Here is a 23,111-nt window from a genome sequence, read left to right as displayed (position 1 = left end):
GACGGCGACGGACGATCGCCCCGTAGGCGGGTACATACGAACCCGGGGCGTATGGCCCTGTCAATGGATTCCGGAAGCTTTCCCGTCGGGGAGCGCGATGAGATTGATTCGATTCAAAGTGACTACCGCTCCCCCGAACTCCCCCGCCCGGACCCCCTTGTCCGGACCCGCGCACCCCGCTTAGGGTCGACGCAACGGAAAGCGCTTTCCCTCCGACAGCTCTCCGCGAGGAACCCGCATGCCAAGCCCCGCCAGCCAGGGATCCCGTCTGCGTGCCGCCGTCGTCGGCACGGGCGGGATCGTCACCGGCAGCCACCTGCCCGCCCTCACCTCCCTGCGCGACCGCGTCGACCTCGTCGCCGCCGTCGACGTGGACCAGGACCGCCTCGACGGATTCCGCGCCCGGGCCGCCGACGCCGGGTTCGCGGACGTCTCCGCGCACACCGACCTGAACGACATGCTCGAAGCGGCGCGCCCCGATCTCGTCCTCATCGGCACCCCGCCGGTGTTCCACCGCGAGCAGACCGTCGCGGCACTCAAGTCCGGCGCCTGGGTGCTGTGCGAGAAGCCGCTCACCCTCTCCCTCGCCGAGTACGACGAGATCGCCGCCGCCGAGGAGGCGAGCGGCACCTACGCGTCCGTCGTCTTCCAGCACCGCTACGGCTCGGGCGCCGTGCACGCCCGCTCGCTGCTCACCGAAGGCGCGCTCGGCCGCCCGCTCGTCGCCCACTGCCAGACGACCTGGTACCGCGACGCCGCCTACTACGAGGTGCCCTGGCGCGGAAAGTGGGCCAGCGAGGGCGGCGGCCCCGTGATGGGCCACGGCATCCACCAGTACGACCTGATGCTGCACCTGCTCGGCGAGTGGACCGAGATCCGGGCGATGGCGGCCCGCCTGGTGCACGACACGGAGAGCGAGGACGTGTCGACCGCGCTCGTCCGGTTCAAGGACGGCGCCCTCGGTACGGTCGTCAACTCCGTGCTCTCGCCGGACGAGACGAGCCGCATCCGTATCGACTGCGAGAAGGCCACGGTCGAGCTGACGCACTTGTACGGGCACGGCAACGACGACTGGCGCTACACCCCGGCCCCCGGCAGCGAGCAGCCGCCCGCGCCCACCGCCGACGTGCCCAGCTCGCACACCGCGCAACTGGCCGCGCTGCTCGACGCGTACGACGCCGGCACCCGGCCGCCCGGCAGCGGCCGGAGCGCCCGCAGCACGCTGGAGTTCGCCGCCGCGCTCTACAAGTCGGCCTTCACGGGCGACACCGTCAAGGCCGGGGAGATCGGCCCCGGCGACCCGTTCTACGCCGCGATGCACGGCGACCACCCGGATTGGAGCCCGAAGCAGTGAGCAGCGCCCCGACCTCGCTGAAGGTCACACACGTCCACGGCGACCGCATCGTCGTGCGCGCCGCCGGCACCGACCTCTTCTCCTACGTCTACAAGCCCGACCCGGAGGCCTTCGAGGCCCGCAAGCCGTATGTGCACCCGCTGCGCACCCTGGGCGGCAACCTGGTCTCGGGCTACCGGCCGAACGACCACCGCTGGCACAAGGGCCTCCAGATGACGGCCAGCCACCTGTCAGGGCAGAACTTCTGGGGCGGCAACTGCTATGTGCACGGCGAGGGTTATCTGCCGCTGCCCGACCGGATCGGTTCGATGCGGCACGACGGCTTCGACGCGGTCGACGCGTCGGACGACGAGCTGTCCTTCGCCGAGCGCCTCACGTGGATCGAGAACGGGGGCGCCGACTGGGCCCGCGAGCGGCGCGGGGTGCGGGTGCACGGGGTGGACCCGGAGTCCGGCTCGTACGCCGTCGACTGGTCGATCGAGCTGACGAACACCCGCGCCGACGGTGAGGCGCTGCGCTTCGGCTCGCCGACCACGGCGGGCCGGGAGATGGCCGGGTACACGGGCCTCCAGTGGCGCGGGCCCCGCGACTTCACCGGCGGGACGGTCTTCGGTCCCGAGGAGTCGGCGGACGCGAGCGGGTCCGTGGCGACGTACGACGCGCCGGGCGCGCTGATGGGCACGCAGGGGCCGTGGCTGGCGTTCACCGCCGAGCACGACGACGTGGACGCCCACTCGACCCTGGTGTTCGCGCACGCTCCCGAGAACGCGGACGCCGTCCACGAGTCGCACTGGTTCGTGCGCGCGGAGCCGATCCCGACGGTCGCGTTCTCCTGGGCGTTCTTCGAGGAGTTCGCGCTGCCGGCCGGTGAGACGTTCCGCTACCGGTACCGGATCGTGGTCGCCGACGGCGCCTGGGACAGGGAGCGGGTCACCACGCGCCTGAAGGAGCTGGCGTGGTGAGCCTGGACAGGCCGTTGCCCGGGGGGATCGGCCTGTCCCACATCTCCGCGTACGACTGGCAGGCGGCGGACGGCGTCTGCGGCGGCAGCCCGCATCTGCACCTCGTGTGCACGGAGGCGTACGTGGTGACGGGCGGGCGCGGCGCCGTGCAGACGCTGAGCCCGGACGGCTACCGGGACACGCCCCTTGAGGCCGGTTCGCTGGCCTGGTTCGAGCCGGGCACGGTGCACCGCATGGTGCAGGGCGAGGATCTGCGGATCACCGTCCTGATGCAGAACAGCGGGCTGCCGGAGGCGGGCGACGCGGTGTTCACGTTCCCGCCGGAGTACCTGGCCGATCCGGAGAAGTACGCGGCGGCGGCCTCGCTGCCCGGTCCGGCGGGCCCGGAGGCGGAGGCCGCGGCGCGCCGTCGCCGGGATCTCGCGGTCGAGGGCTACCTGCCGCTGCGCGAGGCGTTGGCCGCGGGCGACGCGGAACCGCTGCGGGCGTTCCAGCGGGCGGCCGCGGAACTGGTCAGGCCGCGCGTCGCCGCCTGGCGCGAGCTGTGGCGCACCGGCGCCCTGGCCACGGCCGAGCGCACGGGGGCGCAGCTCGACGCCCTGGAGCGGGGCGACGCGGACGGCTATCTGGCCGCGTCGACGGCCCACACGGCGACACCCACGCGCCACGGCGGCCTGGGCATGTGCGGGCGACGTGAGGAGTACGGCATCGACGGGGCGACGGTGCCGCGCTGAAGACGCCCCGCCTGCGGGGACGGGCCCCTGACTATTGGGGCCCGCTCCCCAGCCGACCCTCCAGCTGGAGCAGCAACTCGCCCAGCAGGGAGCTGAGTTGCTGCTCCTTGCCGTCGGCGAGGCCCGAAAGGATGGAGCCCTCGTACGCGAGTTGACTCGGGAGCAGTTCGTCGACGAGGGCGCGGCCCTCGTCCGTCAGGCTGAGGTGGGAGACGCGGCGGTCGCGGGTGTCGCCGCGGCGGGAGACGAGACCGCGTTCCTGGAGCTGCTTGAGGCGCTTGGTGACGGCGGCGCCGGAGGCGAACGTCTCGCGGGCGAGGTCGCCGGGGGTGAGCTCGCGCCCGGTCCTGCGCAGCGTGCCGAGCAGATCGAACTCGGCCCTGGTCAGGCCCGCGTGCCGGAGCGGCGCGTCCTCGGCCTGCTGGAGCAGCGCGGCGCACCGGTTGATGCGGCCGATGATCTCCATGGGGCCGGTGTCGATGTCGGGGCGTACGGCCTGCCACTGCCGTACGACGGACGACACGATGTCGAGCGGCGCCGTTGCCGCCGAGCCTTGCTGCGTGCTCATGCCTGCCTGACCGGACCTTCCTCATGGGCCGAACGTTGTGCGTCCGCCACTATCCGCTACTTCTGGGCGCCCGCACCACTCGGGTCGCCGGCCATCGCCTGCCGCCGGACCGTGGCGGCGAGCGTACGGTGCCCGGACTGCTCGGCGGCGAGCACCCGCTCCTCGGGCAGGGCGCGCTGCCACCATTCGCCGGCGGCGGTGTCGGCGGCGGCGCGCAGCTCGACGAGGGCGGCGGTGAGGCCGCGGCGGGCCGTCTCCAGGGCGGCGTGGTCCGGGGTGGGCAGCGCGAGCGTGCGCTCGGCGGACTCGCGGGCGGTGTCGGTCGCGGCGAGGGCCTGTTCGATGCCGTCGGTGGCGCGCCGGTTGGTGACGGCGACGGCCGCGACGACACCGAGCACGGCTCCGACGAGGGTGTCGACGACGCGGTCGCCGATCAGCTCTCCGGGCGCCTGGTAGCGGGCGAACTCGGTGACGAGCAGCGCCATCGGCGTCACGCACAGGCTGCCCAGCCAGTAGTTGCGGGTGATGAGCGCCTCGGCCCCGAAGGCGCAGGCGAGGCAGCACAGCACGAGGGCGAGCCGGCTGGCGTGGGCGAGCGGGACGACGGCGGCGAAGACGAGCACACCGGCGATGTTGCCGACGACGCGCTGGATGCCGCGGTTCCAGGACAGCGCGAGGTTGGCCTGGTAGATCGAGGCGGCGGTGACGAGGGCCCAGTAGGGGCGGCCGACGCCGAGGGCGAGCGAGCCGTATCCGGCGAGGGCGCAGCCGACGACCGTACGCAGGGCGATGGGCAGCAGCGGCGAGCCGGGGCCGATGCGCCGCCACAGCGAGGGCTTGCCGACCGCGAGCTCGGCCTCGATGCCGAGGAGTTCGTCGTCCATTCCCGCGATGCGTGCGGGCCGCGGCACGGAGCCCGCCCCGCGCAGCCCGGCCGCCCAGGTGCGCAGCCGGTCCGCGTCGGCGTCGCCCGGCGCGGAGATGGCGACCTCGGCACGCAGCACGAGGCGCTCCAGGGCGCGCCGCGCCTCGGTGCGCGCGCCGGTGGCGAGCAGCGACTGCCAGGCGGCGTGCACGGCGGCGGCCGCGGCGCCGCGGGCGGGCGCGTGCTCGGGCCGCTCGACGTACGCGGCGGCGGCGTTCAGCGCGCGGGCGGTGGCGCGGCGCTCGGGTCCGTGCGGCCGGACGAGGGCGGGGGCCATGCCCACGATCCAGGACACGGCGCCGGCGGCCAGCGTCAGCGCGAGGTGGCCCGGCACCTGCCCGAGGGTCTGCGGCGCGAACAGCGTCGCGGAGCTGATGAACGTGAAGATCAGGTTTCCCGGCGGTCCGATCCGGGTGGCGTCGCACAGCGTCTTCTGGGCGGCGGCGAGCAGCGCACCGATGGCGACGAGGACGACCGCGGACGAGGTGAGCGAGGCGGAGACCAGGGCGATCGCGATGCTCGCGAGCATCCCGGCGACCACCCAGGCCAGGGCACGCGCGCGTGCCGCGTACGGGAGGTTGTGCCCGTACAGGGCGCACAGGCTGCCGGCCATCGTGTACATCGCCAGGTCGAGCCGGCCCAGGGCGAGCAGCGTCATGTTCGGTATCGCGGTGGCGACGACGACGCTGGTCGCGGGCTTGAGCCAGACGTCCGAGGGCTTGTTGAGGCGCAGCACTCCGGCGAGCGGGAGGCGGTGGACGGCGGGAGTGCGAGATGTCGGTGGTGTGCTGCTCATAAGAAAACCTTAGCAGGTGTTTTACCCGTAAAGGATTAGACGTGAGCGGATGCACACTCCGCCCGCGCGACCACCCGTGCTCCCCTGCGCCGACATGCGCCCCTGCCCGCCGGGGCATCTCCCTGACGGACACCGACGACGAGACGGACACGATGGGGGACCCGGTGCACGGACCGCTCTCGGCCGCCTGGCTGCTGGTCGCGCTCTGCGCGGCGACCGGCGCGTACTGCGTGCTGCGCCTGCGCAGCGACGTCGAGGAGCAGCGCCGCACGGCCGGCGGCGAGGCCCTGATGGGATTCGGGATGGCGCTGATGGCCGTCCCCGCGGCGGTGCTCACGCCCCCGCACTGGGCGTGGCTGCTGTACGCGACCGTGTTCGGGGCCGCCGCGCTCCGCGCGCTGTGGGCCTCCCGGACGGGGGCCCATCACCTGCACCACCTGGTGGGCACGTTCGCCATGGCGTACATGGCGGTGGCGATGGCCGTCCGCCCGGCGGCCCACGCACACCACGGCGGCGCGGGCGCCCCGGCCCTCACGGGCGCGCTGCTCCTCTACTTCACGGTCTACGTCCTGTGGTCGGGCGCCGGCCTCGTTCCCACCGCGGCCGCGAGGACCGCCACCGGCCCTTCGGCCGACACCGGCTGGGGCGACCGTCCGGAACTGGCGCGGGCGTGCCGGCTCTCGATGGGGATCGGGATGCTCGCGATGCTGCTGACGATGTAGCGGGCCGATCAACGAAACCGTGGCGTGCGTCACTTGACGCCCCAGGCCATACCCGTGGGTAGCGCTCGCCTCATAGGGTGACGGCCATGACGGTCCCCGTAGCACTGTTGCTGCTCGGCGCCCTGGCCGCCCTGGTCGCGCCGAGACTGCTCGCGCGCGCGGACTGGACGGAGCGGGAGCCGATCGTCGCGCTGTGGGCGTGGCAGTGCGTCGTGGCGGGTGTCCTGCTGTGCTGCGCCCTGTCGATGACGTTGAGCGCGGCGGCCGCCTGGAGCGCCGTGCGCGGCCACGTGTTCGCGGGGGCACCGCACGGCGTCGTGGACGCGTACGCGCTGCGCGCGGCCGGGCCGTGGGCGGCGACCGTCGCCGTGACGCTCGCCCTGGGCGGGGCGTGGACGGCGGCGATGCTGGTGCGCGAGGTGCGCGGCGCCCGCGCGAGGCGGCGCGCCCGGCGTGCCGAACTCCTGGAGCGCGCACCGCTGTTGCCCGGCGAGGAGCCGGGCCCCGACCGCCTCGTCATCCTGGAGGGCAAGCGCCCGGACGCCTGGTGGATGACCGGCACGACACCGCAGCTCATCATCACCACGGCCGCCCTCCAGCGCCTGAAGGGGCGTCAGCTGGACGCGGTGCTCGCGCACGAGATGGGGCACGCGCGGTGGCGGCACGACTGGCTGCTGCACTGCTCGGGCGCGCTGGCCTCCGGTTTTCCGCAGATTCCGGTGTTCGCCTCGTTCCGGGGCGAGATGCACCGCCTGGTGGAGCTTGCGGCGGACGATGTCGCCTCGCGCCGCTTCGGGCGCATGAGCATCGCCCTCGCGCTGGTCGAACTCAACGAGGACCGCGGGGTGTTCGGCCCCTGTCCGACCTCGCACGCGCAGGTCCCGCAGCGTGTGCACCGGCTGCTCGCGCCGCCGTCGCGCCTGACACCCGCGCACCGGCTGCGCCTCACGGCGGCCGCGGCGCTGATCCCGCTCGTCCCCCTCCTGGTCACCTTCGTCCCCGCTCTGCGGGCGCTGGGATAGCACCACGCCGCGCGGCCCACCGGGGATGGCCCGTGCCGCGCCCGATGAGCGAGGATCGTTCCCATGCACCCGGCACGGCTCGACTCCCCGCCCCGACGCCCCCGCCCCGTCCGCGCGCTCGCCACGGCGCTGGCCCTGCCCTCCGTACTCCTGCTCGTCCTGGTGGCGCTCCGCTGGAGCCCGCTGATGGACCTCGACCGGGACGTCGCCCGTTCACTGCACGGCCGGGCCCTCGCCGACCCCGGCGTCACGCAGGTCAACCGCGTCCTGACCGACTGGGTATGGGATCCGTGGACCATGCGGCTGCTGTGCGCGGTGATCGTGCTGGTCCTCGTGCGGAGATCGCGGGACTGGCTGCTCGCGGGCTGGGTGGCGGCCACCTGCCTGGTCGGCACGCTGCTGCAACAGGGCCTGAAGGCGGCCGTCGACCGGCCGCGTCCCGTCTGGCGCGACCCGGTGGACTCGGCGCACTACGCGGCGTTCCCCTCGGGACACGCGTTGACGGCGACCGTGGTGTGCGCGCTCGCCCTGTGGCTGCTGCGGCGGCACGGGGCAGGGCGCGCGCTGTGGCGCACCGCGCTCGCGCTCGCCGTGGTGTCGGTGCTCGGCGTCGGCCTGACCCGTCTGTGGCTGGGCGTGCACTGGCCCTCGGACGTGCTGGCCGGCTGGCTGCTCGGGGCGCTGACGGTGACGCTGTCCACGGCGGCGTACGACAAGTGGCTCGCGCCCAACGCCCGTGCTTGACCAGCGGGTTCGACGCGCCGGAGGATCGGCGGCATGACGATCAAAGCCGTGCTGTTCGACTTCTCCGGGACCCTCTTCCGCATCGAGTCCACCGAATCCTGGCTGCGGGCCGTGCTCGACGCGGCCGAACGGGCGCTGCCGGACGCGGAGTTCACGCGCGCCGTCGCGGGTCTGGAGGCGGCGGGGGCGCTGCCGGGCGGCAGCACGCACCCGGTGAACGTCCCCGCGCACCTCGCCGAGCTCGTCGCCGCCCGCGACGTGGACGCCTCGCGGCACCGCGCCGCGTACACGGGCCTGGCCCGCCAGGTGGCGCTGCCCGACGAGCGGCTCTACGACGCCCTGTACGACCGGCACATGACGCCGGACGCCTGGCAGCCCTACCCGGACGCCCACGAGGTCCTCGCCGGTCTGCGCGAGCGCGGCCTTCCGGTGGCCGTGGTCAGCAACATCGGCTGGGACCCGCGCCCCGTCTTCGTGGCACACGGCCTCGACCAGTACGTCGACGCGTACGTCCTGTCGTACCGGCACGGCGTCCAGAAGCCGGACGCCCGGCTGTTCACGGCCGCGCTGGAGGAGCTGGGAGTGGCGCCCGGCGACGCGCTGATGGTGGGTGACGACCGGCGCGCCGACGGCGGGGCCGCCGAGCTGGGCTGCGCCGTGCACTTCGTGGACCACCTGCCGGCCGAGGCCCGCCCCGACGGGCTGCGCCCGGTGCTCGGCCTGATCTGAGCCGCCTTCACCTGACGTCGCGGCACATGACGCGGCGGCACCTGACGCCCCGGCGCACGACGCAGCCGTATTCGGACGATCCCCCGCGTCGCCCGAATACGGCCGGCCCTCCCGCGCACACCACGCCCAACGGGCCGGTGGCCGGGAAGCGCTGAGTATAGTTGGCTGCGAGCCAGTCAACGCAGGAGTCAAGAATGTCCCCCCGCAGCGCATCGGTCAATGAGGAGTTGCGCCGACGTTCCCGCGAGCGGCTCCTGCGGGCGACGTTGGAGCTCGTCGGGGAGCGCGGGTACGACGCGACGACGCTCGGCGACATCGCGGACCGCGCGCGTTCGGCGCGCGGTCTGGTCTCGTACTACTTCCCGGGGAAGCGGCAGTTGCTGCAATCCGCGGTGCACCGGCTGATGCACCGCACGCTGGAGGAGGCGCTGGAGCGCGAGCCGCGTCCCGCGCCCGAGGACGGCGACGAGCGCCTGGCGCGCGCCATCGACGCGATCCTGGGGCTCGCCCGCGACCACCCGGTGCTGATGCGCACGCACATGGCGGGGATCCTCCAGGCCGAGGGCTTCGTGCAGTGCCCGGAGCAGCAGCGGCTCGCGGCGCTGCTGCGCGACACGGTCGTACGGCACGGGACGCTCGACGTGGACACGGACTATCCGATGCTGCGCGCCGTGCTCATGGGCGCCGTGTTCTCGATGCTCGTGCCGGGCGTACCGATGCGGTTCACCACGATGCGCGCCGAGCTGTTCCGCCGCTACGACCTGGAGTGGAAGTGGGGCTGCCCGCCGGACGACGAGGATGACGCGTCGTCCGACGGGAGCCCCGCCCACGGCGGACCGGCCGATTTCTCGCGCTATTTCGAGCCGCTGTCACCGGCCGTCATGGGTGAGCCGAACGGTCAGCCGAAGTAGTCCGGCTGCGTCTGGACGTTGAGCTCGCCCAGGCGGATCTTCGACGCCGGGTCGGTCCTGGCGTCCTTGATCTTCAGGACGTCGAAGCCCTTCGCGATGTCGTTCGAGAACACGTACCCGTTGTAGTAGTACGCCGACCAGGAGCCGCCCGTGGTCATCTTGTCCGTGGTGAGCGGGCCGCGCTCGAAGTAGCCGATCTCCTTGGGCTTCGAGGAGTCCGTGAAGTCCCAGACGGAGACGCCGCCCTGGTACCAGGCCTGCACCATGAGGTCCTTGCCCTTGACCGGGATCAGAGAGCCGTTGTGGGCGACACAGTTCTCGGTGTCGGCCTGGTGGCGCGGGATCTTGAAGTAGCTCTTGAAGACGAGCTTGCGCTTGTCGCCCTTGCCGGTGATGTCGTAGATGCCGTCGGCGCCGCGGTCCGGACCGATGGCCTCGTTGCAGGTGGCCGCGCCACCGCCGCCCAGCTCGTCGGTGAAGACGACCTTGTTGGCCTTCTGGTTGAAGGTCGCCGAGTGCCAGAACGCGAAGTTGACGTTGTCCTGGACCTGGTCGATGACCTTCGGGTTCTCCGGGTCCGCGATGGAGAACAGGATGCCGTCGCCCATGCAGGCGCCCGCCGCGAGGTCCTTGGAGGGCAGGACCGTGATGTCGTGGCAGCCGGTGGTCTTGGAGACGCCCGGGTTGGTGGGCGCACCGGGGTTGCCGCCGCCGTCCGCGCCCTCACCGGGGAACAGGACCGGGAAGTTCACGACGGCCGCCTTCTGCGGCGCGTTGCGGGGCACCTTGATGACCGAGATGCCGTCGTGCGGCGGCTGGCAGTCGGGGAACGTCGCGCTCGGCGAGTACGAGGAGACGTAGACGTAGACGTTCTTCTTCTCCGGCACCAGGGTGTGGGTGTGCGAACCGCACGCGGTCTCGACGGCGGAGACGTACTTCGGGTTCGCCTTGTCGGTGATGTCGAAGACCTTCATGCCCTCCCAGGACGACTTCTCGGTCGCCGGCTGGGTGGTGGAGGCGCAGGAGTCGTCGCTGCGGGAGCTGTCCGTGGACAGGAACAGCAGGTTCCCGGAGACGGAGACGTCGTTCTGCGAGCCGGGACACAGCACCTGGGCGACCGTCTTCGGCGCCTTCGGGTTGCTGATGTCGAAGACGCGGAACCCGTCGTAGTTCCCGGCGAAGGCGTACTTGCCCTGGAAGGCGAGGTCCGAGTTGGTGCCGGGCAGCGCGTCCTTGGGGATGTTGGTGACGTGCTCGACGTTGTCCGAGTGCACCACCTCGTCCTGGCCGGGTATCTCGCCGGCGGATATCGCCTTCTCGACCTCGGCCTCGGTGCTCTTCGACACGCTCTTGGGCGCCGCCGACTTGTCGCCCGGGTCGGGCGTGGCCGAGACGGGGCCCGCGGCGAGCAGCGCCGCGAGGAGTCCGGCCGCCGCGGTGGCAACTCCCAGGCGTCTGCGCCGTGTTCGGGGGGAGTACAGGGTCACTGTTGTCTCCTTGAGTGACGGTGACTTCGCTCGTACGTGAACGATTCACGGATCTCCCCGAGTATCGTCTTCCTCATGCACAGATCAATAGCTGGCAACGTAATCGTCATGAAAGTTACCGTCGCCGCGCTGGTGGCGATGTCGGCGCTGGCATTGACCGGGTGCGACTCCGGGGAGCCCGGCGGCGCCGACCGGGCCAACTCCCGGGCGTCCGACGGACCTTCGGTCATCGCGCCCGGCAAACCGGGCGACGCGGCCGAGACCCTGTCGGCCAAGGACGCGAAACAGCGCGGCACGGACGACACCCCGAACTCCGCCGACGTCCAGTACGCGCAGATGATGATCCCGCACCACGAGCAGGCCCTGAAGATGACCGAACTGGCCCCGAAGCAGGCCGAGTCGGAGCAGGTCAAGGGGCTCGCCGAGCGGATCACCGCCGCACAGGGCCCGGAGATCGAGGTGATGCGCGGCTGGCTGAAGAAGTACCACCGCGCCGCCTCTCCCGAGGGCCACCAGGCGCACGACACGATGCCGGGGATGGCGACGGCGGCCCAGCTGAAGAAGCTGCGGGCCGCCAAGGGCAAGGCGTTCGACGAGCTGTTCCTCAAGCTGATGATCACGCACCACCAGGGGGCCGTGACGATGGCCACGGAGGTCAAGAGCGGCGGGAACAACGTGCAGGTGGAGGAGATGGCGGACGATGTGATCGCGCAGCAGACCACCGAGATCGAGCGGATGCGCGACATGTCCTGAGCGCCCCGCCGCGCCCCCTCCCCCGCCGCCCCTCCCGGTGTCATGCTGAGACACATCAGCACCTCGGCGGAGGGAGCACCACGTGCCGCACATCGCCGTCGTCGGCTCGGGTCCGAGCGGGGTCTACACCGCGCAGGGCCTCGTGCGGCAGGACCGCGTCCCGGACATCCGCGTCGATGTGCTCGACCGGCTCCCCTGCCCGTACGGGCTCGTGCGCTACGGCGTCGCCCCGGACCACGAGAAGATCAAGTCGCTCCAGAACAACCTGCGGGCCGTCCTCGAGGACGAGCGGGTGCGCTTCCTGGGCGGCGTGGAGATCGGCCCGGCGCTGCCGCCCGCGAAGCTCCTGGAGCTGTACGACGCGGTGGTGTACTGCGTGGGCGCGGCGGCCGACCGGCGGCTCGGGATTCCCGGCGAGGGCCTGCCGGGCAGCTGGTCGGCGACCGACTTCGTGGCCTGGTACAGCGCGCACCCGGACGCGGTCGACGGCGGTTTCGTACGGGGTGTGCGCACGGCCGTCGCCATCGGCGTCGGCAATGTGTCGGTGGACGTGACCCGGATGCTGGCCCGCGGCGCCACCGAACTCCTGCCCACCGACATGCCGCGTGCCGCGCTCGACACCCTCGCCGCGAGCGAGGTAGAGGACGTGCACATGGTGGGTCGGCGCGGCCCCTCGCAGGCCCGCTTCACCACGAAGGAGCTGCGCGAGCTGGGCGGCCTCCCGGACACCCATGTACGCGTCGACGAGGACGAGTTGGCGCTCGACCCGGACTACGTCGACCCGTCCGCGCTGCCCGCCGCGCAGCGGCGCAACGTGGAGGTGCTGCGCGGCTGGGCCGCCGAGCCGCCACGGGGCGCGCGCCGCAGGATCCATCTGAGGTTCTACCTGCGGCCCGTCGAGGTGCTCGCGGGCGGCGACGGCCGGGTGGCCGGGGTCCGCTTCGAGCGGACGCGGCCCGACGGGCGCGGGAGCGTGACCGGCACGGGGAACTTCGAGACGATCGGCGCCGAACTCGTACTGCGGTCGGTGGGCTATCGCGGGGTGCCGCTGGAGGGCCTGCCGTTCGACGAGCGCGGCGGCACCGTGCCGCACGAGGCCGGACGGGTGCTGCGGGACGCCCGGGTGGCGCCGGGCGAGTACGTCGCCGGGTGGATCAAGCGCGGCCCGACGGGCGTGATCGGCACCAACCGGCCCTGCGCCAAGGAGACCGTCGCCTCGCTCCTGGACGATCTGACCGGCAGGGGAACCGGTGCGGGAGCCGGTGCCGCGCGGGACCCGCTGACCGGCCTGATCGCGGCCGGGGCGCGCCCCGTGCAGTGGGACGGGTGGCGGGCGATCGAGCGGGCCGAGGCGGAGCTGGGCCGAGGGCTCGGCCGCGGACCGGTGAAGATCCCCGACTGGGACGGCCTGTTGAGCGCGGCACGGGGGTCGTAGCCGAACCGGCGCGGTACGGAGGCGAGGACACGTAGCGGCAACACGAAGGAAATCAACAAAACGTTTAAGTTCACTACGTTCTCGTGCATGACAACGCACCCCGTGGACCAGGTCCCGCCCGCACGCCAGTTGGCGGCGTTCGGGCTCCAGCACGTTCTCGCCATGTACGCGGGCGCGGTCGCCGTGCCGCTGATCGTGGGCGGCGCGATGAAGCTGTCGCCCGCCGATCTCGCGTATCTGATCACCGCCGACCTGCTGGTGTGCGGCATCGCGACGCTCATCCAGTGCGTGGGCGTGTGGCGCTTCGGCATCCGGCTGCCGATCGTGCAGGGCTGTACGTTCGCGGCCGTGTCCCCGATGGTGCTGATCGGTACGACGGGCGGCGGGCTGCCGGCGATCTACGGCGCGGTGATCGTCGCGGGCCTCGCCATGATGCTCCTGGCCCCGGTCTTCGGGCGGCTGCTGCGCTTCTTCCCGCCCCTGGTCACGGGCACGGTGATCCTGATCATCGGCCTGTCGCTGCTGCCGACGGCGGGCACGTGGGCGGCGGGCGGCTCCGGCGCGAAGGACTTCGGGGAGCCGAAGAACATCGGGCTCGCGGCGCTCGTCCTGGTGCTCGTGCTGGGCGTGCAGCGCTTCGCGCCGCCCGCTCTGAGCCGGGTCGCGGTGCTCGTCGGCATCGTGGCGGGCACGGCGGTGGCGATACCCACCGGCTTCACGGACTTCTCGGCCGTCGGGGACGCGCACTGGTTCGGGATCAGCACGCCGTTCCACTTCGGCGCCCCGGAGTTCCACGCGGCGGCGATCGTGTCGATGCTGATCGTGGCCCTGGTGACGATGACGGAGACCACGGGTGACTTCATCGCGGTCGGTGAGATGACGGGCCGCCCGGTGGACCCGCGCGCGCTCGGCGACGGGCTGCGCGCCGACGGGTTCTCGACCGTCCTCGGCGGCGTCTTCAACACCTTCCCGTACACGGCGTTCGCGCAGAACGTGGGCCTCGTCGGCATGACGAAGGTGCGCAGCCGCTGGGTGGTCGCCGTGTCCGGCGGCATCCTGATCCTGCTCGGGCTGCTGCCGAAGCTGGGCGCGGTGGTCGCCGCGATCCCCTCGCCCGTGCTCGGCGGCGCGGGCCTGGTGATGTTCGGAACGGTCGCGGCGAGCGGCCTGAAGACCCTGTCGAAGGTGGAGTTCGAGGGCAACAGCAATCTGACCGTGGTGGCGGTCTCGGTCGCCGTCGGCCTGCTCCCGGTGGGCGTGCCGACGATCTACGAGCACTTCCCCAACTGGTTCCAGACGGTGATGGACAGCGGCATCAGCGCGGGCTGCCTGACGGCCATCGCACTGAACCTGCTGTTCAACCACCTTCCGCAGAAGGCGGGTTCGGCGCCGTCAGTTCCCGTCGAGCCGGTTCTCCTGCCGGGCGGCCGCGTCGAGGATGTGGTCCAGAAGGCCGGGGAAGAGCGCGTCTAGGTCGGCCCTGCGCAGCCCGTTCATCTTGGCGGTCCCCCGGTAGACCTGCTCGATCACCCCGGCCTCGCGCAGCACCCGGAAGTGGTGTGTGGTGGTCGACTTGGTGACGGGCAGGTCGAAGGCGGAACAGGACAGCTCGGCCTCCGCGGAGGCCGCCATCTCCCGGACGACGGCCATGCGCATCGGATCGGACAGCGCGTGCAGCACCGTTTCGAGCCGGATCTCCGCACGGTCGGGGTGCGCGAGCGTGCGACCGCCGGTGGCGGTGCCGGTGTGCGGTGCTGCGGCCGTCATGGACGACTCCCCTTCGCGGAGCGGTTGGCTGGATGCCTGCGGTACGTCACGGCTCATTGTACGAGAACCATCGTAGTTTGACACCTGCCGTACTACGGTGGCTATCGTACTAGCCGAGGCCTCGTCGCGATCCACGAGGCACATCCGCGATCCACACCGAATGGAGTCCGCCGTGAGCGCACTGTTCGAGCCCTACACCCTGCGGTCCCTGACCATCCCCAACCGCGTGTGGATGCCGCCGATGTGCCAGTACAGCGCGGCTCCCGAAGGACCGCTCACCGGTGCGCCGAACGACTGGCACTTCCAGCACTACGGGGCGCGCGCCGCAGGCGGCACCGGCCTGATCATCGTCGAGGCGACGGCCGTCTCCCCCGAGGGCCGGATCTCCCCGCAGGACCTCGGCATCTGGAACGACACCCAGGTCGAGGCCTTCCGCCGGATCACGTCCTTCCTGAAGTCGCAGAACACGGTTCCGGGCGTCCAGCTCGGTCACGCCGGCCGCAAGGCATCGACCGACCAGCCCTGGAAGGGCGGCGCGCCGGTCGGCCCGGACGCGTACGGCTGGGAGGCCGTCGCGCCCAGCGCGGTGCCCTTCGACGAGAAGCACCCGGTGCCCGCCGAGCTGTCGGTCGACTCGATCAAGGAGATCGTCCAGCAGTTCGTCGACGCCACCCGCCGCTCCCTCGACGCCGGTTTCCAGGTCATCGAGCTGCACGGCGCGCACGGCTACCTGATCGGCGAGTTCCTCTCCCCGCACTCCAACAAGCGCACCGACGAGTACGGCGGCTCCTACGAGAACCGCACCCGTTTCGCCCTTGAGGTCGTGGACGCGGTCCGCGAGGTGTGGCCCGAGGAGCTGCCGCTGCTCTTCCGCATCTCCGCGACCGACTGGCTGGACGGCGAGGAGGGCTGGACCGCCGACGACACCGTCCGGCTCGCCGCCGAGCTGAAGGCCCACGGCGTGGACCTCATCGACGTGTCGACGGGCGGCAACGCGGCCGGCGTCCGCATCCCGGTCGGCCCCGGCTACCAGGTTCCCTTCGCGGCCCGCGTCCGCAAGGAAGCCGGGGTCCCGGCCGCCGCGGTCGGTCTCATCACCGAGCCCGAGCAGGCCGAGAAGATCCTCGCCAACGGTGAGGCCGACGCGGTCCTCATCGGCCGCGAGCTGCTCCGCGACCCGTCCTTCGCCCGCCACGCGGCGCGCGAGCTGGGCGCCGAGAGCCACGTGCCGGACCAGTACCACCGGTCGGTCTGAGCGAACGGCCGGGTGCCCCCGCGATCCGCCGATCGCGGGGGCACCCGCGCATGTGTCAGTGCCCGGCCACCGCTCCGGACAGCTCATTGGTGCTCTTCGGCAGCGTCACGGACGTGAGCTTCTTGCCGGTGTCCAGGTCGATGGCGTGCAGGGCCTTCTCGCCGGGGTCGGAGACGTACGCCGTGTGGTCGCGGACGAAGAGCGTGGGCCTGGGCTGCTGCCAGTCCAGGGGCTCCCGCCACTCCCCCACGGCGTCGATCTTCTTCTCGATCTTTCCGGTCGCCGGGTCGATCACGTGGATCTTCCCGTCGGTGCCCAGGACCAGCGCCTCGCCCTCCGGGCCCCTGGCCAGCGAGCGGAACGAGTAGCTGGTCCCCAGCTCGACCAGGCGGAGCTTCTTCTTCTCCATGTCGACGAGGGAGACGCGCGTGGGACGTTCCAGCTCGGCCTCCTCGTCGGTCTTGTAGTCGCCGAGGAGGACCGGGGAGGCGTCGCTGCCGGCCTGGTTGCCGATGCGCCCGTAGTCGTCTGGGGCGTCGACCTTGGTGAACGTGCCGTCCTGGTAGATCAGGATGCCGTCCTCGCAGCCGACGCCGACCGCCTCGCCCTTGGCCGCGGCCTCGCCGTGCACGCCGGGGCACTTCTCGTTGCGCGCGATCTCCTTGTTGTCCTTGTCGAGGACGAGCACGCCGGTGCGTGTCTCCTTGTCCCCCAGGGTGCTGAGGAGTTCGCCGTTCTCCAGCTCGATGGCCACGCCGTGATGCGCCTCGGCCGAGGCGTAGGTGCGGCCCTCGGGCTTCTTTCCGTCGCTCAGGTCGGCGGGGTCGAAGACGTTGACCTCGCCGGTGCCGTCGGTGAACAGCGCGGTCCTGCCCGCGTGCCGCACGACGTGGCCCGGCTCCGAGCCCTTGTACGTGATGTCGGTGAGGCGCTGCTCGGCGGCGTCCAGGACGCGGAAGCCGCTGTCGGTGGAGACGACGACGTGGTCCTTGTCCCCGGCGGGGTTGAGGCGGTTGAAACCGGGCAGCTCGATCGTCCTGGCGAGCTTCAGGCTCTTGCCGTCGAGTATGTAGAGGCCGCCGTCGAAGCCGGCGACGAGCGGGTCCTTGATCGTGGCGGCGGGTGTGGCGTCCTTGGCCGTGGACGAGCTCTTGGTGTCGTCCTCGCTCCCGCAGGCGGTCAGCACCGTGGCGAACGCCAGGGCGCAGGCCGTTCCCCCGAGGGCTCTCCTGCGGCTGGTCCGGGTCGTGTTCACTTGTGTTCTTCCTTCCCTGTCGAACGTGGTGAGGTCAGCGGGCCGTCAGGCCCTTGGTCATCGCCGTCGTGTTGGCGCGCATCATCCGCAGGTACGTGTCCGCGCCCTCGCCCTCGGCCGTCAGGGACTCGGAGTACAGCTTCAGGACCTGGACCCCGCCGCCCATCTCCTTGCGCAGCACCTCGGCGAGGCGGGTGGGTTGGGAGGAGTCGGCGAACACGGTGCGCACGCCGGCCTCCTCCATGGCCTGCGTGAGGGAGCGCAGATCGGAGGAGCTGGGCGAGGCGAGGGTGGTGCCGCTGGGGACGACGGCGCCGACGACGCGGAGGCCGAAGCGGTCGGCGAGGTAGCCGAAGACGTGGTGGTTGGTGACGATCGCGCGCCGCTTCTCGGGGACGCGGTCGAAGGACTTCTCCATCCAGCCGCTGAGCTTCGCCAACTCCTTGTCGTAGCGGTCCGCTTGGGCGCGCACCGTACTGTCGTCGACACCGTCGACGTGCTCGGTGATCTGGTCGGCGATGAGTCCCGCGGCCTTGCGCATCCGGTCCGGGTCGGTCCAGAAGTGCGGGTCGGCCCGGCCGTCCCCGGCGTCGTCGCCGGTGTCGAAGGTGAGCGGGTCGACGGCCCTGCCGACCTCGAAGGCGGCGACGCCCGACTCGCGGGCGGCGTCCACGTGCCGCAGCACGTTCTCCTCCAGGCCGAGGCCGTTGTGGACGACGAGGTCGGCCCGTTCCAGGTCGGCGGCCTGCCGTGCGGAGAGGCCGAAGGAGTGCGGGTCGGCGTCGGGCTTCATGAGGACGGTGACCTCGGCCTGGTCGCCCGCTATCTCGCGGGTGACGTCGCCGAGGATGTTCGTGGTGACGACGATGTGGGGCCGCTCGCCCTCGGTGGCGCAGGCGGTCGCGGTGGCGGCGGCCACCAGGGTCAGCAGGCCGAGCAGCAGGCTGCGCAGCCGCGCCGAGCCCACGCGCACGCGCTTCTTCGCCTCGTCCGCGCTCATCGGCCGGTCTCCGCCATCAGTGCGGGTGCGATGTCGAGGTCGAAGGTGCGGGCGATGCGCAGGTCGTCGTTGTAGTCGACCTCGAACACCCGCTTGCCGTCGGGGTCGTTGACGTAGGCGCGGCTGCGGTCGACCTCGATGACGGGGGCGTTCCCGGTGTGCGGCTTTCCGGTCAGGAGTTCCTTCGTGCGGCCGGTCTCCTTCCCCGTCCCGGTGTCGTAGCCGTGCAGTCGGCCGTCGGTCTCCAGGACCAGCAGCGGCGCCCCTTCCCCAGCGGTGTTGGCGGCGACGACGGGTCCGGTGTCCACCCGCTTCCAGGAACGCTCACCGACGTCCAGCACCCACACGGAGTCGTCCGCCTGCGCGGTCAGGTTGTCGCTGCCGGGGCGCTGCCGGAAGTCGGCTGCTCGTTCGGCCTCCGGCACGTCCTTCTCGTAGGGGATGGACTCGGCGGTGAACCTTCCGTCCTCCTCGCGTACGAGCAGTGCGCCGTCGGCACAGCCGAACACGACACCTCTCCGGGTCACGGCGTCGCCCTTCGGGTCCTCGCACGTGGCGTCCGGCGTGGTGACACGCCTGCCCTTGCGGTCGAGGACGGTGAGCTCGGTGGCGTCGCCCTCGCCGACGAGGGCCAACAGGTGCCCCTCGTACGGGACGACGGGCCCGCTGTACGTTCCGGGCAGCGCGCGGGTGCGGACGATGTCGCCGTCGTCGAGCTCGCCGCGGTCGTAGAGGACGGCCCGCCCGCTCTTGTCGGTGACCGCGGTCACGGCGGCGTCGCCGCGCACCGATGACCCACTCCCGACGGGCAGTTGGCCCACGTCGCGGATGGCCGCGCGGTAGTAGTGGACGTGGTCGCCGTGGTCCACGGTCCAGGAGCCTCCGTCGAGGACGTGTGTGGTGCCGGAGGCGTGGAGGTAGCCGAAGCGGCCGTCCGTGGCGAGGCCGGCGGCGCCTGTGACCTCGTCCGTCCTCGTCACCTTGCCGGTGATGAGGTCGAGGACGCGGGTGCTCCCGCTGTCGGGGTCGTTGAGGAGGAGCCGGGACTGCTGCTCGGCGCCCTCCTTCGCACCCTCCACGTAGCCGTGCGGGGTGGCGGACGGCGAACTCGCCCCGGGCTTGCGGTCGTTGCCCTCCTGTGTCGCGCAGCCCGTGGCGAGCAGGGCGGTGAGCGCCAGTGGGAGCGGGGCCCACTTCGCGGCGTTGGTTCTGGCGGTCAAGACATTGCCTCCGACTTCCTGCGGTCGACTTCGAGTACGGGGGCGGGGTCGGCGGCGCCGCCGGGGCGGGCCCCGCGGCGGTGGCGGACTCCGGACGCGAGGTGGGAGAGGAAGAAGAAGCTCACCGCGAGCGCCGACACGGTGGCCCCCGCGGCCGTGCCCAGATGCCAGGACACGAGCAGCCCGCCGAAGGTGGCCGCGGAGCCGAGCAGCGCGGCGAGGACCATCACTCCGGGCACACCGCGCGCCCAGGGCAGGGCCGCAGCGGGCGGCGCGATCAGCAGGCCGAGGACGAGCAGCGTTCCGACGATGTGGAACGAGGCGACGATCGCGAGCCCGAGCAGTCCGAGCAGCACGGCATGCGCGAGCCGGGGGCGCAGCCCCAGCGTCCGGGCCTTGCGGGCGTCGAAGGTCAGGGCGAGGAAGGCCCGGTGACCGAGGAAGGCCACGAGGAGCGCCGCGCCCAGCGCCACGCCGAGCAGGGCGAGGTCCTGTTCGCGTACGGCGAGGACATCGCCGAAGAGGAAGCCGGTCAGGTCCACCGCGAAGGACTGCGAGCGCGACACGATGATGACACCGAGCGACAGCATGCCGACGAACAGCAGGCCGATCCCGGTGTCCCGGGAGAGCCGCCTCGCCCGGCCGAGGGCGGTCACGCCCGCCGTCATCACCGCCGCGCTCGCGAGCGCCCCCACCATCAGGTTCCCGCCGAACAGCGCGGCCAGCGCGACACCCGGGAGGAGCCCGTGGGACATCGCGTCCCCGAGGAAGGCCATTCCCCTGAGCACCACCCAGGTCCCGGCGAGCGCGCAGATCGCGGACACCAGGATTCCGCCCCACAGGGCGCGCTGCACAAAGGCCACCTCGAAGGGGGCCGTCAACCACTCCATGCGAGGACATTACAATGACAATCATGTTCAACAAACCGACTGCCCCGCCCTCCCCGCAGCGGAACGGGGACGGCCGCGTGCACCTCACCGATGTCTGCGCCGGCTATCCAGGACGCCAAGTTCTCCACCAACTCACCGCGCACATACCCGTGTTGGCGAGCGTCGCGCTCGTCGGCCCGAACGGCAGCGGGAAGTCGACGCTGCTCGGCGTGGTGGCCGGTGTGATCCGCCCCACATCGGGAGAGGTGCGGCATCGCGGAGAGCGGCGGCCGGCCTTCGTCCCGCAGCGCGGCGCCGTCGGGGACATGCTTCCCCTGACCGTGCGTCAGACGGTGGAGATGGGGCGCTGGGGCGGGCTCGGGGCGTGGCGCCGCCCGGGGCGCCGGGACCGGGCCGCCGTCGAGGCCGCGCTCGACCGGCTCGGCATCGGGGACCTCGCCGCACAGCAGTTGGGCGAGCTGTCGGGCGGTCAGCGGCAGCGCACGCTGATCGCACAGGGGCTCGCCCAGGAGTCCGACCTGCTGCTCCTCGACGAGCCGACCACGGGTCTCGACCCGCAGGCCCGCGACCGGATCGGGGCGCTGCTCTCAGGGCTCGCGGACGAGGGCGTGACCGTCGTGCAGGCCACCCACGACCTCGAAGCCGCACGCGCGGCGGACCTCTGCCTGCTGCTGCGCGACGGGCACCTCGCCGGACAGGGGCCGCCCGAGGAGGTGCTCACCGAGTCGGCGCTCGCCCGGGTCTGGCAGCCCGCGTGACCCCGGGCGCGCGATTCACCGGGTGCGGCCCACGTGTTCGGTCGGCCCGCCGAAGGGGAGGACCAGTGTCCGGCTCGCCATGCGCCAGTGGCCGTCCGTCCTGCGGAAGGTGTCTTCGTAGTGCCCGACGTTCGCGGGCGGCCGGGACGGGACGACCGCGTCACCGGTGTGGCCGTCGACCCGGTAGGTGGCGAAGTACGTGATGGCCGTGGCGGTGTCCGGTGAGTCGAGGGTGACCAGGATGTTCGTGCACATCCGCCGGGACAGGCGGTCGGCCGGGCGGCCGCCGAAGTAGGCGCGCAGGGCCTCCCTGCCCTCGATCCTGCGGCCGTCGTGGGGCCACTCCCAGACGCCGTCGGGGGTGAAGAGCTCGCAGACCGTGCCCGGGTCCCCGAGATCGAGACGGCGCACGAACTCCAGGATCAGCCGCTCGCAGGAGCGCTCCGCCAACAGGCGTTCCAGTGGGCCGAGTCCGTCCGGCGCGTCTTCCTCGATCATGTGCCAGTCCTACCAAGAAGGCCCGTGCGCCTACGAGTTGTTTTCGAAGCGGCTCCGCGTCGCGTCGTCCGCCGGCAGGAACGTCTCCAGGTGCAGCCCTTCGAGCGCCGCGTCGGCGGGCGTGGTGAGCTGCGCGGAGGTGCTGAAGAACCGCAGCGGTGCGGCGTCCGGCACGGTGAGTTCCAGCGTGAGGACGGGGCTGCCCGTGGGAGCGGTACGGGGCACCTCGGCAAGGTGTCGCGCGGTCTCATCGGCCAGCGCGAAGTGCCGCGGGTCATGGGTGCGTTCGGCGCGGTGGACCAGCTGGTGGTGCAGGTGGGAGGCCCACTCCGTGAAGTTGCGGATCCTCGGGGCCAGACCCTGCTCGTGCACGCACAGCCGGATGACGTTGATCGGGGGTTCGAGGAGCCGGGGCGCACACCCTTCGAGCAGCGCCGCCACGCCGTCGTTGGCGTCGACGACGTCCCAGTAGGTGTCCAACAGCAGGGCCGGGTAGGGCATATGGGCGTCGAGGAGCCCCCGCAGCCCGTCCATGACGACCGCGAGCGAGGCGTCCGCCAGGTCCCGGTCGCGGTAGTGCGGGGCGTAACCGCCCGCGAGGAGCAGCTGGTTGCGGGCGCGCAGCGGCACGTCCAGGTGGTCCGCCAGGTGCAGGATCATCTCGGGCGTCGGGTGCGCCCTGCCGGTCTCGACGCGGCTGAGGTGCCGGGTGGAGACGGCGGAGCGGTTGGACAGCTCCTGCTGGCTGAAGCGGCGGCGTTCGCGCCAGCCGCGCAGCAGCGGGCCGACCGTGCGGGCGTCCGGGGTGTCCGACGGGGCGAGGGAGTCCACGAGGGTGCTCATGACGGCAGCGTACGGCGACGGGGCGCGCCCTCCATGACCTCTGAGGTCATGGAGCCCGCGCCGCGGTGCGGCCAGTGTGGTGGACGTCAGCACACCACGGCACACCGGAGGTTCCACCATGACCGCACACCACGCCGTCGACGCCTACCTCGCCACCTGGAACGCGCGGGGTGAGCAGCTCACGAAGCTCGTCGCCGAGCACTGGGCGTCCGACGCCACCTACACCGACCCGCTGGCCGAGGTGGCGGGCCACACCGCGCTCGTCGCGCTGATCGAGGGAGTGCACGAGCAGTTCCCGGGCTTTGTGTTCACCGCAGTCGGCGACGTGGACGCCCACCACCGGCAGTTGCGGTTCCAGTGGGGCCTGGGTCCCGAGGGGGCCGAGCCGCCGGTGATCGGGTTCGATGTGCTCGTCCTGGACGAGGCGGGCCGGATCCAGGACGTGCGAGGCTTCCTGGACAAGGTGCCGGCGGCCTGACACCG

Annotated in this window: 24 protein-coding genes; 14 read left to right on the top strand and 10 right to left on the bottom strand. The window is 72.1% G+C overall.

Going from position 1 to position 23,111, the window contains the following annotated elements:
* Positions 1 to 238: 238 nt before the first annotated feature.
* Genes ACNYS0_RS36250 through ACNYS0_RS36240 form a run of 3 tightly spaced genes read left to right on the top strand, consistent with a single transcriptional unit; the run spans position 239 to position 3,050 of the window.
* Positions 239 to 1,354: a Gfo/Idh/MocA family protein gene (locus ACNYS0_RS36250; protein ID WP_422479954.1), complete on the top strand. Its 1,116-nt coding sequence runs from the start codon at positions 239 to 241 to the stop codon at positions 1,352 to 1,354.
* Positions 1,351 to 2,316, top strand: coding sequence for a DUF6807 domain-containing protein (locus ACNYS0_RS36245; protein ID WP_422479952.1), 966 nt, complete (start codon positions 1,351 to 1,353; stop codon positions 2,314 to 2,316). The genes ACNYS0_RS36250 and ACNYS0_RS36245 overlap by 4 nt, the downstream gene beginning before the upstream one ends.
* The gene (locus ACNYS0_RS36240) at positions 2,310 to 3,050 is read left to right on the top strand and encodes a cupin domain-containing protein (RefSeq protein ID WP_422479950.1); all 741 of its coding nucleotides are present in this window, start codon (positions 2,310 to 2,312) and stop codon (positions 3,048 to 3,050) included. Before ACNYS0_RS36245 ends, ACNYS0_RS36240 begins: the two co-directional genes overlap by 7 nt.
* Positions 3,051 to 3,081: 31 nt before the next feature.
* On the opposite strand, the gene ACNYS0_RS36235 is transcribed toward ACNYS0_RS36240, so the two are convergent.
* Positions 3,082 to 3,618, bottom strand: a complete 537-nt coding sequence (locus tag ACNYS0_RS36235) for a MarR family winged helix-turn-helix transcriptional regulator (protein ID WP_422479948.1) — start codon at positions 3,616 to 3,618, stop codon at positions 3,082 to 3,084.
* 56 nt (positions 3,619 to 3,674) lie between these two features.
* Complete coding sequence (locus ACNYS0_RS36230) at positions 3,675 to 5,339, bottom strand: FUSC family protein (RefSeq protein WP_422479946.1); 1,665 nt, start codon at positions 5,337 to 5,339, stop codon at positions 3,675 to 3,677.
* 164 nt (positions 5,340 to 5,503) lie between these two features.
* Between ACNYS0_RS36230 and ACNYS0_RS36225 the strand changes: the two genes are divergently transcribed.
* The 5 genes from ACNYS0_RS36225 (at position 5,504) to ACNYS0_RS36205 (ending at position 9,467) form a co-directional block, all read left to right on the top strand.
* Positions 5,504 to 6,061, top strand: a complete 558-nt coding sequence (locus tag ACNYS0_RS36225) for a DUF5134 domain-containing protein (RefSeq protein WP_422482868.1) — start codon at positions 5,504 to 5,506, stop codon at positions 6,059 to 6,061.
* Positions 6,062 to 6,147: 86 nt separating this feature from the next.
* Positions 6,148 to 7,083, top strand: a complete 936-nt coding sequence (locus ACNYS0_RS36220; RefSeq protein WP_422479944.1) for a M56 family metallopeptidase — start codon at positions 6,148 to 6,150, stop codon at positions 7,081 to 7,083.
* 63 nt (positions 7,084 to 7,146) lie between these two features.
* A complete protein-coding gene (locus ACNYS0_RS36215; protein ID WP_422479942.1) occupies positions 7,147 to 7,827 on the top strand; it encodes a phosphatase PAP2 family protein in 681 nt (226 codons plus the stop codon).
* A 33-nt stretch (positions 7,828 to 7,860) separates the two neighbouring features.
* Positions 7,861 to 8,556 carry an HAD family hydrolase gene (locus ACNYS0_RS36210; RefSeq protein ID WP_422479940.1) on the top strand — a complete coding sequence of 232 codons (696 nt, stop codon included), beginning with the start codon at positions 7,861 to 7,863 and terminating at the stop codon, positions 8,554 to 8,556.
* 194 nt (positions 8,557 to 8,750) lie between these two features.
* A complete protein-coding gene (locus ACNYS0_RS36205; protein WP_422479938.1) occupies positions 8,751 to 9,467 on the top strand; it encodes a TetR/AcrR family transcriptional regulator in 717 nt (238 codons plus the stop codon).
* Here the strand turns inward: ACNYS0_RS36205 and ACNYS0_RS36200 are convergent.
* Positions 9,455 to 10,954: an LVIVD repeat-containing protein gene (locus tag ACNYS0_RS36200; protein WP_422479936.1), complete on the bottom strand. Its 1,500-nt coding sequence runs from the start codon at positions 10,952 to 10,954 to the stop codon at positions 9,455 to 9,457. The genes ACNYS0_RS36205 and ACNYS0_RS36200 overlap by 13 nt on opposite strands.
* Positions 10,955 to 11,062: 108 nt before the next feature.
* On the opposite strand from ACNYS0_RS36200, the gene ACNYS0_RS36195 reads away from it, so the two are divergent.
* From ACNYS0_RS36195 to ACNYS0_RS36185, 3 genes are all read left to right on the top strand, one after another.
* Positions 11,063 to 11,707 (top strand): DUF305 domain-containing protein, encoded by a 645-nt coding sequence (locus tag ACNYS0_RS36195; protein WP_422479934.1) that lies wholly within the window; start codon positions 11,063 to 11,065, stop codon positions 11,705 to 11,707.
* Between the two features lie 82 nt (positions 11,708 to 11,789).
* On the top strand, positions 11,790 to 13,142 hold the full coding sequence (locus tag ACNYS0_RS36190; RefSeq protein ID WP_422479932.1) for a ferredoxin--NADP reductase domain-containing protein: 1,353 nt from the start codon (positions 11,790 to 11,792) through the stop codon (positions 13,140 to 13,142).
* Between the two features lie 87 nt (positions 13,143 to 13,229).
* A complete protein-coding gene (locus ACNYS0_RS36185) occupies positions 13,230 to 14,615 on the top strand; it encodes a nucleobase:cation symporter-2 family protein (protein WP_422479930.1) in 1,386 nt (461 codons plus the stop codon).
* Here the strand turns inward: ACNYS0_RS36185 and ACNYS0_RS36180 are convergent.
* Positions 14,535 to 14,909, bottom strand: a complete 375-nt coding sequence (locus tag ACNYS0_RS36180) for an ArsR/SmtB family transcription factor (protein WP_422479928.1) — start codon at positions 14,907 to 14,909, stop codon at positions 14,535 to 14,537. The two genes, ACNYS0_RS36185 and ACNYS0_RS36180, sit on opposite strands and share 81 nt — an antisense overlap.
* 172 nt (positions 14,910 to 15,081) lie before the next feature.
* Here ACNYS0_RS36180 and ACNYS0_RS36175 point away from each other — a divergent pair, with 172 nt between their 5' ends.
* Positions 15,082 to 16,164, top strand: a complete 1,083-nt coding sequence (locus ACNYS0_RS36175) for an NADH:flavin oxidoreductase/NADH oxidase (RefSeq protein WP_422479926.1) — start codon at positions 15,082 to 15,084, stop codon at positions 16,162 to 16,164.
* Positions 16,165 to 16,219: 55 nt separating this feature from the next.
* Here the strand turns inward: ACNYS0_RS36175 and aztD are convergent, their stop codons facing one another.
* From aztD to aztB, 4 genes are read right to left on the bottom strand one after another with little or no spacing between them, the layout of a single operon-like run.
* Complete coding sequence (aztD, locus tag ACNYS0_RS36170; RefSeq protein WP_422479924.1) at positions 16,220 to 17,419, bottom strand: zinc metallochaperone AztD; 1,200 nt, start codon at positions 17,417 to 17,419, stop codon at positions 16,220 to 16,222.
* A gap of 34 nt (positions 17,420 to 17,453) precedes the next feature.
* Positions 17,454 to 18,419 carry a zinc ABC transporter substrate-binding protein AztC gene (gene aztC / locus ACNYS0_RS36165; protein WP_422479922.1) on the bottom strand — a complete coding sequence of 322 codons (966 nt, stop codon included), beginning with the start codon at positions 18,417 to 18,419 and terminating at the stop codon, positions 17,454 to 17,456.
* Positions 18,416 to 19,639, bottom strand: a complete 1,224-nt coding sequence (locus ACNYS0_RS36160; RefSeq protein WP_422479920.1) for a hypothetical protein — start codon at positions 19,637 to 19,639, stop codon at positions 18,416 to 18,418. Before ACNYS0_RS36160 ends, aztC begins: the two co-directional genes overlap by 4 nt.
* Complete coding sequence (aztB, locus tag ACNYS0_RS36155; RefSeq protein ID WP_422479918.1) at positions 19,636 to 20,529, bottom strand: zinc ABC transporter permease AztB; 894 nt, start codon at positions 20,527 to 20,529, stop codon at positions 19,636 to 19,638. Before aztB ends, ACNYS0_RS36160 begins: the two co-directional genes overlap by 4 nt.
* A 14-nt stretch (positions 20,530 to 20,543) precedes the next feature.
* Here aztB and aztA point away from each other — a divergent pair, with 14 nt between their 5' ends.
* Positions 20,544 to 21,287 (top strand): zinc ABC transporter ATP-binding protein AztA, encoded by a 744-nt coding sequence (aztA, locus tag ACNYS0_RS36150; protein WP_422479916.1) that lies wholly within the window; start codon positions 20,544 to 20,546, stop codon positions 21,285 to 21,287.
* Positions 21,288 to 21,302: 15 nt separating this feature from the next.
* Here the strand turns inward: aztA and ACNYS0_RS36145 are convergent, their stop codons facing one another.
* Positions 21,303 to 21,785 (bottom strand): nuclear transport factor 2 family protein, encoded by a 483-nt coding sequence (locus ACNYS0_RS36145; RefSeq protein ID WP_422479914.1) that lies wholly within the window; start codon positions 21,783 to 21,785, stop codon positions 21,303 to 21,305.
* 30 nt (positions 21,786 to 21,815) lie between these two features.
* Complete coding sequence (locus ACNYS0_RS36140; RefSeq protein WP_422479912.1) at positions 21,816 to 22,628, bottom strand: helix-turn-helix domain-containing protein; 813 nt, start codon at positions 22,626 to 22,628, stop codon at positions 21,816 to 21,818.
* A 118-nt stretch (positions 22,629 to 22,746) separates the two neighbouring features.
* On the opposite strand from ACNYS0_RS36140, the gene ACNYS0_RS36135 reads away from it, so the two are divergent.
* Complete coding sequence (locus ACNYS0_RS36135) at positions 22,747 to 23,106, top strand: nuclear transport factor 2 family protein (protein ID WP_422479910.1); 360 nt, start codon at positions 22,747 to 22,749, stop codon at positions 23,104 to 23,106.
* The last annotated feature ends 5 nt before the right edge of the window (positions 23,107 to 23,111 follow it).

Source organism: Streptomyces anthophorae, from assembly GCF_049310305.1.
In the GTDB taxonomy this organism is placed as follows: Bacteria; Actinomycetota; Actinomycetes; order Streptomycetales; family Streptomycetaceae; genus Streptomyces.
The sequence above is the reverse complement of the archived record's forward strand: the minus strand, read 5'-3'. Positions and strand labels throughout refer to the sequence as shown.

What these genes read in the sequence shown, in the direction of transcription:
- ACNYS0_RS36185 (WP_422479930.1), top strand. Translation starts at nt 13,230, where the DNA reads ATGACAACGCACCCCGTGGACCAGGTCCCGCCCGCACGCCAGTTGGCG.
- ACNYS0_RS36250 (WP_422479954.1), top strand. Translation starts at nt 239, where the DNA reads ATGCCAAGCCCCGCCAGCCAGGGATCCCGTCTGCGTGCCGCCGTCGTC.
- aztC (WP_422479922.1), bottom strand. Translation starts at nt 18,419, where the DNA reads ATGAGCGCGGACGAGGCGAAGAAGCGCGTGCGCGTGGGCTCGGCGCGG.
- ACNYS0_RS36180 (WP_422479928.1), bottom strand. Translation starts at nt 14,909, where the DNA reads ATGACGGCCGCAGCACCGCACACCGGCACCGCCACCGGCGGTCGCACG.
- ACNYS0_RS36210 (WP_422479940.1), top strand. Translation starts at nt 7,861, where the DNA reads ATGACGATCAAAGCCGTGCTGTTCGACTTCTCCGGGACCCTCTTCCGC.
- ACNYS0_RS36145 (WP_422479914.1), bottom strand. Translation starts at nt 21,785, where the DNA reads ATGATCGAGGAAGACGCGCCGGACGGACTCGGCCCACTGGAACGCCTG.
- ACNYS0_RS36220 (WP_422479944.1), top strand. Translation starts at nt 6,148, where the DNA reads ATGACGGTCCCCGTAGCACTGTTGCTGCTCGGCGCCCTGGCCGCCCTG.
- ACNYS0_RS36205 (WP_422479938.1), top strand. Translation starts at nt 8,751, where the DNA reads ATGTCCCCCCGCAGCGCATCGGTCAATGAGGAGTTGCGCCGACGTTCC.
- ACNYS0_RS36215 (WP_422479942.1), top strand. Translation starts at nt 7,147, where the DNA reads ATGCACCCGGCACGGCTCGACTCCCCGCCCCGACGCCCCCGCCCCGTC.
- ACNYS0_RS36235 (WP_422479948.1), bottom strand. Translation starts at nt 3,618, where the DNA reads ATGAGCACGCAGCAAGGCTCGGCGGCAACGGCGCCGCTCGACATCGTG.
- ACNYS0_RS36135 (WP_422479910.1), top strand. Translation starts at nt 22,747, where the DNA reads ATGACCGCACACCACGCCGTCGACGCCTACCTCGCCACCTGGAACGCG.
- aztB (WP_422479918.1), bottom strand. Translation starts at nt 20,529, where the DNA reads ATGGAGTGGTTGACGGCCCCCTTCGAGGTGGCCTTTGTGCAGCGCGCC.
- ACNYS0_RS36230 (WP_422479946.1), bottom strand. Translation starts at nt 5,339, where the DNA reads ATGAGCAGCACACCACCGACATCTCGCACTCCCGCCGTCCACCGCCTC.
- ACNYS0_RS36140 (WP_422479912.1), bottom strand. Translation starts at nt 22,628, where the DNA reads ATGAGCACCCTCGTGGACTCCCTCGCCCCGTCGGACACCCCGGACGCC.
- ACNYS0_RS36195 (WP_422479934.1), top strand. Translation starts at nt 11,063, where the DNA reads ATGAAAGTTACCGTCGCCGCGCTGGTGGCGATGTCGGCGCTGGCATTG.
- aztA (WP_422479916.1), top strand. Translation starts at nt 20,544, where the DNA reads ATGACAATCATGTTCAACAAACCGACTGCCCCGCCCTCCCCGCAGCGG.